This is a genomic window from Vibrio brasiliensis LMG 20546 (assembly GCF_000189255.1).
Classification (GTDB): Bacteria; Pseudomonadota; Gammaproteobacteria; order Enterobacterales; family Vibrionaceae; genus Vibrio; species Vibrio brasiliensis.
Genome location: NZ_AEVS01000077.1, coordinates 187,594 through 199,259 on the forward strand (window position 1 = coordinate 187,594; position 11,666 = coordinate 199,259).

An 11,666-nucleotide genomic window follows, 5' to 3' on the forward strand; every position below is an offset into this window, starting at 1 on the left:
TTTAGCCTGTTGGTACTCGAAGCCAAACAGGTAAACACGATGACTATCTATGACTACATTGCAAACTATATTCAATCCACTTATAAATATGAGAAAACTGAGGGGTTTTGGGCTCGGCTCTTCTATATGACGCCAGAACAAAGAGTTCAAAGGCTGAACGAGATATTTGATACTGACAAGTTTTGGCAGAATACAACGTTACAGCAACCAATTCCCCCTGAATGCCAGAGCGAAGATCTGACCAATGGTGCCATGACAACAAATGAATAAACGCAAACTAGAACTCTACGAGGACCTGTTTCAAAAGATGGGACCCGGTGTGAACAAGGTTACCATTGAACAGATCGCCAGTGCTTTTAAGTGCAGCGAAAGGCATGCTCGAACACTGCTCAAGCAAATGTCTGATAGTGGTTGGTTAACCTGGCTTCCGGCGAGAGGGCGCGGTCAGAAAGGAGAGCTTAATTGTCATAGCGAGCCTATTGATGCTTGTTACGAACAGGTAGATTTGGCGATTGAAGAAAAGAAGTATGAGCTGGCACATCAACTGATCAGTTTTAATGGCCGTGATATTGCTGCTGGCTTAAAGCAGTATTTGGGGCGAACATCCAGCCAGAACGAAAAAACCATCTACGCCCCCTTTCATCGCAAGATAGGTCAGCTTCACCCTCACCACTCAATGGAACGAACGGAGCGACACCTGATTCATGAGGTGTTCCAGACTCTCGTTACGTTTGAGGGGTCTGGTCTTCAAGGAGATCTTGCCCACAGTTGGGACAGTGATAACTCTCATACCAAATGGACCTTTCACCTTAGGTCATCAGCCACTTTTCATGATCAATCTATGGTCACAGCTGCCGATGTCGTTGAAAGCTTAAGAGCCATGACGCAATCAACATATTGGCGACGACTCTATGACCATATCGACCAAATAGAAGCGTTGTCGCTGTACTGTGTCGTTATCACTTTGACAACGGCAGATCCTAATTTGCCGTTGTTGCTCAGCCGTGCAGAAGCGTCAATTTTGCCTCGTCACACGGTTTATCTGCCAGAAACCAGCTATCTTCCGATAGGCTCCGGCCCATTTATGGTCGATATCAGCTCAGAACGAGTGTTGAGGCTGGTGAGAAACAACCAATACAGTGGCCAATGTGCATTGGTTGAGAAGATTGAAATTTGGATCCATAAAGAGTGGGAGCAAGATAAAAAATGCGCTGAGAACTTCTTTTTTCTCGATGGTGAGGAGGATAGCTATAAAGTCTCAACCAATAATATTGGTTACTTCTTCGTGCAATTAAATCATCGCGAGCTGCAAACGGACTCGATAAAGCACTCTCTACTGAGGCTTTTCCAAGGCGAAGAGGAAGCGTGTTTTGAATTGCCATTTCCTGTTTCGTTTAGTTACGAAAATAACAACGACAATCGTGAGTTTGCAAATAAGCTAATCAGTCTCGACTCAGTCGGAAAGAAAAAGTCGACCGTACGCCAGGTGACTTATGGGCAAGCTGCCCCTAACCAAGATTTAGCGATTGGCGGTATCCGCTTAGAAGGAGACAGAGCGACCAGTTTATTTGCTTTCTTTAAGCTCTATCCTTATTGGAACAAAAGCCTGACCTGGGAGCAGCACGACTATCTAGTGCAGACATTGCAATCAATACGTAGCAGTGCCTCCGCTACTCAACAAGAGGCAATGCTCGATCAACTGATTGCCTTCCTTTACGACAATAATGTACTGGCAATTTTTAAGTCAGAAAACCTAACTCTGACTGTCCCATCTCGAGTTAGAAATGTTGCAATTAACTCTATTGGCTGGTGCGACTTTGCCAAACTCTGGGTTAAACCGGTGTGATTGGCTACCTTGCAGGAAACTGCATTACGTTGGAATAGTTGTCTATTCAAATTGAGTTAGATACCGGAGTTGGTGGGCTTAGTTTTGCCCCATTTAGTGTTAGATCTTTTACTCATTCATATCTTGTTAATCTGAGTTTGACCTACTCAAACTTATCCACTTGAGTTGAGTACTTAACGTTCTCGTTTTTAGGCGACAATTTGCAGCTTAGTATCCCTTGTCTTACTTTAACTAATTGATTGTTAATTGAACCAATATGACTAAGAGTGCATTATATAGAAGAAAAAGACGACAGTTTGTCGACAAATAAGCGTTAAGCCTCTCTAAGCTTACATTTTCTAAAAAGGATTTGAAGATATGAATGACAATGAATTAAAACTACTCAAATATTTAGTTAACCACTGTAAGCAAGGGCAGGTAAAAGTCAACGAACCAAGAACATATCTAGCATATTCGAAAGTGTTGAAAGATTTGGGTTTTCCAAACGATAGACGTACCCCTGGCGATAGCTTGGATTACTATGCCATGGGTGGTTTGGCAAAATGGCTGTATTCAAATGATTTTCCAGCAATAACGGGGCTGATTATTAACAAAGTAGGAAGCGGTGATCGCGGCGGGATGCCATCAGCTACTTATTTTACATTCCATGAACGCAACGACATGGACTTCGCATGGCATGCAAAGCAAGTTCAATTGTGCTGTGACTTTGATTGGTACTCAAAGTTGAATGAAAAAGGTTTCTTTCTTAAGGACACCACTGTTTATCCGGACGAAGTTGATAAAGATTCTGGAACATTGTTAGAGGGAGCGACAAAGAAAGTTATAGTCAATGCTTATGAAAGGAATCTAGAAGCCCGTAATGATTGTATTAAAGAGCATGGCGTTAGTTGTCTAGTTTGCGACTTTAACTTTGCTGATTTTTATGGGCCTGAGGCTAGCGGCTTTATCCATGTTCATCATGTTAAACCTCTCTCAGAAATTGGCGAAGAATATAAGGTAGACCCGATAAATGACTTGATTCCAGTATGTCCCAATTGCCATGCAATGTTGCATAGAAAAAATGCTCCTACAGTAGAACAGTTGAGAGAAGACATTAAGTTTAAACAAGCTTGTAAGTGAATGAGAGGCTTAACAAACGACTATGGCGTCAATAACTAATTTTTAGCTATGTTCCCATCCCACATGACGCCATCTCATAACATCGTATTTAAGATCACTACCATCTTGCGAACACATGCAATGATAGCGACCTTTTTGGGTTTTCCTGCTGCTACAAGTCTTGTGTAAGTGGCCTTGAATACGGGGTTACATTGCATTGCTGACATCATAGCCATGTATAGAACTGTCCGAACTTGTGTACGTCCACCTTGGATTACTCGCTTGCCCTTGTAGCGCCCACTTTCTCTCGTTATTGGGGCAACGCCAATGAGAGATGCGGCTTGTTTATTGGTGATGTAACCTAACTCAGGTACATTACTGATTATCGATGCTGCTGCGATGTTTCCGATGCCTGGAACGCTTTGTAGAATTGTATTTTTAGCCTGATATTCCGGACTATCTTCAATGAGATAGAAGGGACAGGCACCATTACATTGTTCTGACAGCAAGTCACAGCTTGTGAAAGCCAGCGGGACAAAGGCGCTGATGCCTCTAACCTATACGTGCACCATGACCATTTGGGCAGTGCGATACAGGTGTTGGATGAGACTGGCACCCAAGCGATGCGCTTAGGTTACAGCCCATTTGGTCAAGTGTATCGTAAGCACAACGACAAAACGCAGTGGAAGATTAACGCAGGCGTTAATGCTAACAAGCAACTTGGCCAGTTGATGCCGTACCAGTTCACAGGCGCTTACACTGATGGCAATACGGGATTGGTGCACCTTGATGCAAGATGGTATAACCCGCACACTAGCCGTTTTGTGCAACCTGATTATTGGAATCTGAAGAACACTTATCTGCCAACGGAAATTCAGCATGAGTTAATGCGGTTTACGGGGCTGAATACTAGCCAACTGCTGCGTGACCCAAGCCAGCAACTGGCATTTGGGTATGTGAGTGGTAATCCGTTGACTTGGGTGGATCCATGGGGACTGTGCTTACCAGAGTTCTACGGAATTGAAGCCGCTAACTCCTATAATGCTGGCGGTACATTAGTAGAAACATTCTCTGATGGTACGGTGAAGCAGAATGGTGAAGATGCTTACTCTGCTGCGACTAATGCAGGTGTAGAGCCATACTCACAAACGGATGTGGAAGCCTTTAGAGATAACATGATCACCGCTTCTATCGGTGGGACACTTACAGGTCAGCTATGGATATCAGCACCAACATCACTGCTGGCTAGTGTCGCGACAGTAGTGTCTATTTTGATGGATGATGATCCTGTTGATGCTGCAACGGATGAAGCTCTTTCATATGTGGCGGGTAAAAGGCTACAGTTCCTGCATTTACTATTTTAAAGGGTGCAAAGGTGATACCTGATAATAATGTTACAGACGGTATTTCAGAGTATGTCGAAAATGAAGTAGGTGACGTTTTCAAGCAAGAAGATAAGGAATAAAGGTAATGAAACTACTAGTCGTATACATGGAAAAAAAGTACTTACTTGGTTTCAAACTTTTAATGATGGTCTTGGCTATCCCTGTTGCCTTGGAGATTATAGATATTATTAGCTCAGGGTCAGCAGTTAATAGTAAAGGCAAAGAATTAATCTTAGGGGAAGAATCATATGCGTTCTACTCAAAGTTAATTAAAGAAATTGCTATTTTTGTTCTGTTTTCTTGGCTAGGCACATTCGGCTCGAAAGTTAAAAGAAAGTAACGATATTTAGACTTGTACCTGATCCTCCGACGAGGATCAGGTCATATCCACCCAAGTCATTCACCACCACTACCCCCAGATACTTCATAAGACAAACACCGATTAAGAGGTGTGTGTCCATCTTTCTATCTAGTGAACCCTGCTGCCACAGCAAGACGGTTATGGTCAGGTACTCCACCAATCGTTATACCAAACTAACTCACCATACCTTGATGCCGATGGTTATAAAGGCGCAAACATCAGTGACCTTTACACCCACTTTGACCGTCAAGGCAGTGTGATTGGAGTGGTGGATTTTAAAGGCAAAGAAGCAATACGTTTAGGCTGCACCCCATGTGGTGAGGTCTATCGCAAGAACAATGACAAAGCGTTCTGGAAAAAGAATGATACGGTTAATGCCAATACACTGGTAAGTTAACAGAAAATCACACGGGTTTCGTACAAATGGATGCGCGTTGGTATAACCCTCATACGCTCAGTTCTGCTTCAGTGATACTGAACACTCCCATAAGCGACGTTTGCCATACTTTTAGTAATTAATGCTTTGTTAAATCAGCACGATTGCTAAAACGGAAATGTCCAAGAACGTGCTAGCACCGATCTCGACAAATACGTCTTTGTTGATTATGGCTTGCCAATCATCTTATGTACGTCGTGAAGTCATATCTGGTGCGAATAACTACCCAGATAGAATTTGATTTACTAGGGTAAACACGCGCTGAAATGGCCGCTTAGAGAACTAGGTGACAAGTGGTTATTGTTGGCGAATGCATATAACGTTTGACGCTGACTAAGGTTTACTTGTCAATTGTTGCGTAAACTCGTCAGCAGGAACGGCCTTGCCATACAAAAAGCCTTGAGCATAGTTGCATTCTTCGGTTCGAATGAAGTCTTCTTGATAGCGCTCCTCTACCCCCTCAGCTATCACCATCATATTGAGTTTGTGCGCCATTGCGATGATGGCTCTTGTAAGCTCTCGGTTGTGTTGATTGTGTTCTAACTGATTGATAAAGCTGCGATCAATTTTTAGCGTATCGAAAGCGTACTTTTGCAGATAACTGAGTGAAGAGTACCCAGTACCAAAGTCATCAAGAGAAATACTGACGCCGAATTGACGCAACTGAGCGAGGACATTTTGCGCATACTCTTCATCTTGCAGCAGAATACCTTCTGTTAGCTCCAATTCAACGCACTTCGCTGGCAGTTGGTAAAGATCAATAATGTCTTGTAAGTGTTGTACAAAGTGTTGTTCCTGGAATTGGATTGGTGAGATGTTGATGGCCACTTTAAACGAGTGCGGGGATGTGCGATGCCATTCCGCAGCTTGCTTAAGTGCTTGATGCAAAACGAAGTAGCCGATTTCTATTATTTGGCCGTTACTTTCCGCTAGAGGAATAAAACGGTCTGGCGAAACTTGCCCCAGCGTTGGATTGCTCCATCGCAACAGTGCTTCAGCACCAATGATTTTCCCTCCTTGTTTGAGACAAATGATCGGCTGGAAATGGACTTCGAGTTCGTTGTTCTGCAGCGCCTTAGAAAGATGTGATTCAAGTCGTAAACGCTCTTCGGCGGCTTTTTGTGCAGCAAAATTGAAGTAGGCGACCTGCAAACCCTCGTTTTTACCTTCACTCATTGCGGAGCAGGCTCGCTGAATGAGGCTGAACGAATCTGTTGCATCCAATGGAGCCACTGCGATACCTAAGTTACAGTGCAAATTGATACTCATACCATTGACGCTAAAAGGTTGGGTGCACGCATTGGTAATTCGTTCTATGGCTTGCTCTTGAAGTTCGGGTGTACGCAGATGCTGGGCGGCCAGAACGAAATCAGAGCCAACAATTCTGGCCAGTTTCCACTTTTTGGGCAGTTTGTGGCAGATCCGTTGGCTCAGTGACGACAAAATCTGATCACCGAACATGTAACCATAGCTTGCGTTAACAAACTTAAAGTTTCTCAAACTGAAATAAATCAGGGTAATTTGTTCATCGTCTTCTAGAGAAGCCATCTGTTTAGCGAGGTCGTCCGCTAGTGTGATTCGATTGGGGAGTTTCGTGAGCGGGTCGTAGTGAAGGTGAAAATCCAAGTGGTTTTCTGCAGCAGTACGTTGCTCAATTTCTTTGAGTAAACGGCTGCTGAGATCGGCAAGTGTCTTGGTTCTTTCCGCGACTTTGTTTTCTAACTCCTGATTGAACTGGGCAAGCTCTTCTTTACGATATAGGGTTTCGAGTTGACCTTCGATAGCGGTTTGAAAGCGAGCAAGCAGCGACATTGCATCTTCATCAAAGTAACGTTCCTGGCTGTCGAGCATGCAGATAGTCCCGAAGGGGGTATCATCTGGCCAAAACACAGGCAGTCCGCAGTAACAAATCATGCCCAGCTTAATGTCTGGATTATGATCCCATTCAGGATCGTTGAGCGCATTGGGGACGTTCAGCATACGCCGCTCGCGAATCACGGTTTCACAATACAGACCATGCCCAAGTGAGTCTTTTGCATTTGGTGCGTAGGGGTTGTTTTCGCTTCGACTGCTAGAAAACACCTCAATGTCATTTTCGTGAATACGCATGACTAGCGAAGCGGGGCACTGTGTCATTTTGGCAACCAAATCAACAATTTCTTGCCAGCTCTTGAGTACAGAATCCGGAACGACCAATTGAGCGGTATCTATGTCTGCCATGACGCATATCCCTTGTTTGATTGTGAAGGCATTTATTCAGCAATGAGGTGATTCGCTTTGCCCTATTGAGTATAGGTGATCTGGATTCATAGTTACCGTGAATGTGTTCACTGATCTTTATCGGGTATCTACCGCTTACCCACCTATAGGTATAGCTTCACCAGCTCTTGCCACTTATTCTTGCCGATCACTTTGGTTAGGTCGGCGATTGAAGCGTCAGAAAGGCTACCATCCTGGTTGTAAGTCAGAGTTAGTAGTCGGGTATCTAAACTCTCCCCTTTATCCGTTAGGCTCTGATCAATAGCTTGCCAAAATGCAGGACCCTTGACGTAAAACAGTGGGTAATACTGGTACTGCTGTTCGTTTGAAACACGGTTGTGGGCTTCCAGCAGTCCCGTGCTGGCAAATGGGAAGCTTTGCTTAAAATCGCGCCACTGAGTTTGAGGATCGGTAAAGTCATACGTCGTCTTGCCTAAGGACTTGTTAGCATAGTATTCCGCAATACTTTCTGCGGCCCAAAGTGGCGAGGTTGTGTCGAGCAAATGCATCGATTCGTGAGCCGCAATCTTAAGCAGCATTGGTATCTCACTCTCTTCCAATTGACCATTGTTCAGGATGGCATTAATCAGAATCTTATCGCTCCCTGCTGCACCGCTAACGCTTCCTGCTTGTTTATCTCGACTAAAGAAAGCGATATCCCACTGATTGACAGCACTTTCAGGAAACAGGCTTATAAGATAGTTCAACTGGGATTCCAGCGCTGGCTTCCACTTTTCCATGGATTGCAAAACCTGCTCGGTATCAGTGGTGACCTTGATTGCCTTACCATTGATATCCAGTTCGACAGGCTTGAGACCCCAGACGACAAACAGCGGTGGCTGGTCGGCATTCGGCATCCAGCCACATTGGTTATCCGGAGCACAGACTTGCGCGGGAATAGGCCCTTCATTGTGCGCAGAAAACCTTGGAAGAGAGTTAAACTCGCTGACAAACCGCCAGCCCTTTTGGGGCTCATAGCTATCGATTTGTTTCGCAATATCAAAGCCGTCTTGGTCTATTTCAGCAAGTGGCAGCTGCCATGTGACATGGTCACATTGAATCGGTGTTTGGTATTCAATAGAGGTTCGATCTCCATTCGCAGCAACGCAGAACAAGTCAGGTTGTGTGTCGTTCGTGAGTGTTCTTGCTGGCACAGCCTGGAATGCTCCGAGCTGATGAGTATCGACACTGACGGCGATAACGTCAGAATGATCCGCTACCTGTTCCAATTGATATGTAAGCGTTGTTTCAGTGGAGGTGATGAGTGCAGTAGAGAGCAATAATGTGGACATAGATACGTATGAGTTATTGGTAATAAGGGTTGGAGTTGAGGGGCTGACATTAGTTCAATTCAGGATGCTCAAAACTATTTCCACGCCGGTTTTGTTGTGTGCCTACCCAAGTCGGCCTTTTGGTTTAAGGCGTGCAATATCGTTCAATAACTCTCTGGTGTGATTGGTTACCTTGAATGGGTAATTGAGGAGAACATCATGAATAATGTATTGATAGCAATGCTCGCATTTGCCTTTGTAGGCGCAGCCACACCAGGACCAGTCAATCTATTAGCGACAACTACTGCAGTTCAGCGAGGCAGCAGGGAAGCTTTCAAGCTGGTACTTGGCGCATCACTGGCCTATGCGCTGGTGGTGTTTTTATCTGGTAGCGTAATGCATCAACTGGTCGAGGTGATGCCAGTGTTGGAAGGCACACTGCGTTGGGCTGGTAGTCTATTCTTGTTGTATCTCGCTTATCAGATATTTACTGCGCCAGTGAGCGATTTGAGTTCGGCCGAGGCGAATGGGTCTGGCTGGTGGATAGGAGCCCTGACTCAACTACTCAACCCTAAAGCCTGGCTGGTCGCCATGTCAGGCGTTAGTTTGTATGTTGTCGGGCAGGTTAATCAGCAGCAGTGGCTGTGGACATTTACTAGCGTCTCTTTAGTCTGCTGTTTGCTTGGTGTCGGGTTATGGGCGATAACGGGCAGAGCTTTTGCTCACTACTTATCGCAGCCGAACAGGCAACGAGTTTTTAATCGTACTATGGCGATTATTCTTGGCGCATCTGTTAGCATGATTTGGTATTAGGGGCGCAAAGGAGCTGCGCATGAAGATAGATAAAAGTGCAAACTTCAAACAGAGTACGGTGTTGCCGTGGGTTGAGCTGCGTATCGCCAATCAAAGTACCGCCTGTTATGAAGCGCATTCTCATGATGAGTTTTCATTCGGCATCATCCAGCAAGGGCGCGCCGACTATCGTAATCATCAGGCTACCCACCATATCGGCAAAGGTGACATCGTGACCATCAATCCGGCCGATGTTCACTCGTGCAACCCGGAAGCGGGCACCTGGTCCTATAGTATGTTGTTTGTCGACACCAAACAGATGGGGCAGATTCAGCAAGAGATCCTTAGCCAGCACCATAGCGGTTATTGCGATGATTACGCCCCTTTTCGCAATCCACTAGAGCGTGACCCACACATCAAGCAACACTATTTAGCTCTGTTTAATGCGCTACAACAGGAGGCGAGTCAGCTTCAGGTTGAGTCACGCCTGTATGACTTCATTGAAAGTGCATTCAGTGAGGTGTTAACCAACAGCAAACAGGCGCCCTCATCACAACTAAAACGCGTTCAGGAGAAGTTGCTTGATGATGTCTCTTACGTCCACCAGCTAGATCAACTGGCGCAAGAAGCACAGATGAGCCGTTACCAGTTATTAAGGGCGTTCAAGCATCACTATGGCTTACCGCCGCATGCTTATCTGATGGATGAGAAGATCAAACGCGCTAAGGTGATGCTTAAATCCGGTCAGGAGATCGCAGATGTTGCCTTAGAACTTGGTTTCTCCGATCAGGCACATTTTCAACGCCAGTTTAAGAAGAAGATAGCGGTCACGCCGAAGTTCTATCAGTCGCATTTTGTTGATTGAGTGCATACAAAGGACAGGCACTAAGAATGCACTGCAATTTTGCGGTCCTATAAATGATCGTGTTTGTTCGTTTGAAAGGATATTAAAAAACCTTTCTCATTAAGCTATTGAGTTTGATACATTAGTAAAGAATTATAACGACAGAGATGCATATGAAAACGTTCTTGGACTCTATTACTACTTCGTTGCAACAGCGATTGTCTAACCCGCTTTTAGGTTCTTTTTTTCTAAGTTGGGCAGTAATAAATATCAAAACGATTATTTCGGTAATCACTCTTAGTGGTCAAGAACGAATCGAATACCTCAACACCCTAAAGCTCGATTATTATACTGATGTTATATACCCTTTTATCGGAGCATTAAGCTATTTATTTATATTGCCTCTTATTCAAAGGTGGCTAGACAATACGAAATATCACCTCATAGATAAAAAAAGAAAGAAGGATAAAAATCAGCAACTTAGAATGGATAGTTTTGAAAGTAAGAAACTCAATAGAAGCCTGAGTACGTCTACCTTAGAGTATTGGTCCAAGGTTAGAGAGGTAGAAGTTGAAGAGCGTAGAGAGTTAGCTAAAGCCAATCTAAGTAATTGGGATCAAGAGAAAAAGAGCTTAGAAGCGCAATTAAGTTCCTTGAAGTCTAAGGAATCTGCTTTTATGAATCTGAATGATACATTCGTTACTCTCAAAGAGAATAATGAGAAAGTTTCTAACTTAAAAATTAATGCGGACTACGATACCCGATTAGCTGAGATGAAAGAGCATAGTATCCAAGTGAACCGATTAATTTCTCATATCGAAACCTACATGAGCTCTATAACTGAAGATGAAAGGGACTTCATAATCAATAATTTATTAATTGACACTAAACAGCCGCTTGGACGATTAAATCATAGAGATATAGCAACTCTTCTCAAGAATATTGCCACCGACACCACAGCTTCAATAGTAGCAGAAAATGAAACTTCTTCATTTTATGAAACTCAAAAAAGGATTAATGAGCTTTGTGTTGCAAATGATGAGACTTTGACTCGAACTCCTTATTACACCATACATGCGACCGAGTCTTGATGTTTTAGCGAAAATTGAATTGGCGCATTAGGTAATGTTGTTTTGCGTTGAAAGGACACACATATCAATACAAAGGACAGGCACTAAGAGTTCGCTAATCTGGTAAAAAGGAGCCATTTGGCTCCTTTTTGCAAATGAAATCTAGAAAAGTCACACATACGAAATTAGAAGTGTTTAACGTGACTTACTATGCAGCTTGGGAGTGTATAAAACGTGCATTGCCAGACCATCTTATCCAGGCTGTTCAGCTAAATCCCCTCGACAACTAGCCTTAAAAAAGTGG

At 44.0% G+C, this 11,666-nt stretch carries 11 protein-coding genes and 1 pseudogene; 9 read left to right on the top strand and 3 right to left on the bottom strand.

The genetic code is table 11. The annotated features are described in order from the left end of the window. Positions 1-39: 39 nt before the first annotated feature. The 3 genes from RH46_RS15190 (at position 40) to RH46_RS15200 (ending at position 2,965) form a co-directional block, all read left to right on the top strand. The gene (locus tag RH46_RS15190; RefSeq protein WP_006880391.1) at positions 40-270 is read left to right on the top strand and encodes a hypothetical protein; all 231 of its coding nucleotides are present in this window, start codon (positions 40-42) and stop codon (positions 268-270) included. Then, a complete protein-coding gene (locus RH46_RS15195) occupies positions 263-1,846 on the top strand; it encodes an SgrR family transcriptional regulator (protein WP_006880392.1) in 1,584 nt (527 codons plus the stop codon). Before RH46_RS15190 ends, RH46_RS15195 begins: the two co-directional genes overlap by 8 nt. A 357-nt stretch (positions 1,847-2,203) precedes the next feature. Continuing rightward, positions 2,204-2,965, top strand: coding sequence for an HNH endonuclease (locus RH46_RS15200; protein ID WP_006880393.1), 762 nt, complete (start codon positions 2,204-2,206; stop codon positions 2,963-2,965). Positions 2,966-3,039: 74 nt separating this feature from the next. Here RH46_RS15200 and RH46_RS15205 read toward each other — a convergent pair. Beyond that, positions 3,040-3,414, bottom strand: a pseudogene (locus tag RH46_RS15205) (transposase); the annotation flags it as partial. Between the two features lie 126 nt (positions 3,415-3,540). Here RH46_RS15205 and RH46_RS22020 point away from each other — a divergent pair. The 3 genes from RH46_RS22020 to RH46_RS22555 all read left to right on the top strand — a co-directional run bounded on the left by RH46_RS22020 (position 3,541) and on the right by RH46_RS22555 (position 5,087). Then, on the top strand, positions 3,541-4,308 hold the full coding sequence (locus tag RH46_RS22020; RefSeq protein WP_241210061.1) for an RHS repeat-associated core domain-containing protein: 768 nt from the start codon (positions 3,541-3,543) through the stop codon (positions 4,306-4,308). Between the two features lie 106 nt (positions 4,309-4,414). After that, complete coding sequence (locus RH46_RS15215; protein ID WP_006880396.1) at positions 4,415-4,669, top strand: hypothetical protein; 255 nt, start codon at positions 4,415-4,417, stop codon at positions 4,667-4,669. Between the two features lie 286 nt (positions 4,670-4,955). Next, complete coding sequence (locus tag RH46_RS22555; protein ID WP_006880397.1) at positions 4,956-5,087, top strand: hypothetical protein; 132 nt, start codon at positions 4,956-4,958, stop codon at positions 5,085-5,087. Positions 5,088-5,459: 372 nt separating this feature from the next. Here RH46_RS22555 and RH46_RS15220 read toward each other — a convergent pair whose 3' ends face one another. Both RH46_RS15220 and RH46_RS15225 read right to left on the bottom strand, forming a co-directional pair. Beyond that, complete coding sequence (locus tag RH46_RS15220) at positions 5,460-7,346, bottom strand: bifunctional diguanylate cyclase/phosphodiesterase (protein WP_006880398.1); 1,887 nt, start codon at positions 7,344-7,346, stop codon at positions 5,460-5,462. A 143-nt stretch (positions 7,347-7,489) separates the two neighbouring features. Beyond that, on the bottom strand, positions 7,490-8,677 hold the full coding sequence (locus tag RH46_RS15225; protein ID WP_006880399.1) for a hypothetical protein: 1,188 nt from the start codon (positions 8,675-8,677) through the stop codon (positions 7,490-7,492). Positions 8,678-8,875: 198 nt separating this feature from the next. On the opposite strand from RH46_RS15225, the gene RH46_RS15230 reads away from it, so the two are divergent. From RH46_RS15230 to RH46_RS15240, 3 genes are all read left to right on the top strand, one after another. Then, positions 8,876-9,469: a LysE family translocator gene (locus RH46_RS15230; RefSeq protein ID WP_006880400.1), complete on the top strand. Its 594-nt coding sequence runs from the start codon at positions 8,876-8,878 to the stop codon at positions 9,467-9,469. Between the two features lie 19 nt (positions 9,470-9,488). Then, positions 9,489-10,313: a helix-turn-helix domain-containing protein gene (locus RH46_RS15235; protein ID WP_006880401.1), complete on the top strand. Its 825-nt coding sequence runs from the start codon at positions 9,489-9,491 to the stop codon at positions 10,311-10,313. A gap of 152 nt (positions 10,314-10,465) precedes the next feature. Then, positions 10,466-11,383 carry a hypothetical protein gene (locus RH46_RS15240; protein WP_006880402.1) on the top strand — a complete coding sequence of 306 codons (918 nt, stop codon included), beginning with the start codon at positions 10,466-10,468 and terminating at the stop codon, positions 11,381-11,383. The last annotated feature ends 283 nt before the right edge of the window (positions 11,384-11,666 follow it).

Bases quoted from the DNA above. Each gene is read 5' to 3' on its own strand.
- RH46_RS15190 (WP_006880391.1), top strand. From the start codon at position 40: ATGACTATCTATGACTACATTGCAAACTATATTCAATCCACTTATAAA.
- RH46_RS15195 (WP_006880392.1), top strand. From the start codon at position 263: ATGAATAAACGCAAACTAGAACTCTACGAGGACCTGTTTCAAAAGATG.
- RH46_RS15200 (WP_006880393.1), top strand. From the start codon at position 2,204: ATGAATGACAATGAATTAAAACTACTCAAATATTTAGTTAACCACTGT.
- RH46_RS15215 (WP_006880396.1), top strand. From the start codon at position 4,415: ATGAAACTACTAGTCGTATACATGGAAAAAAAGTACTTACTTGGTTTC.
- RH46_RS15220 (WP_006880398.1), bottom strand. From the start codon at position 7,346: ATGGCAGACATAGATACCGCTCAATTGGTCGTTCCGGATTCTGTACTC.
- RH46_RS15225 (WP_006880399.1), bottom strand. From the start codon at position 8,677: ATGTCCACATTATTGCTCTCTACTGCACTCATCACCTCCACTGAAACA.
- RH46_RS15230 (WP_006880400.1), top strand. From the start codon at position 8,876: ATGAATAATGTATTGATAGCAATGCTCGCATTTGCCTTTGTAGGCGCA.
- RH46_RS15235 (WP_006880401.1), top strand. From the start codon at position 9,489: ATGAAGATAGATAAAAGTGCAAACTTCAAACAGAGTACGGTGTTGCCG.
- RH46_RS15240 (WP_006880402.1), top strand. From the start codon at position 10,466: ATGAAAACGTTCTTGGACTCTATTACTACTTCGTTGCAACAGCGATTG.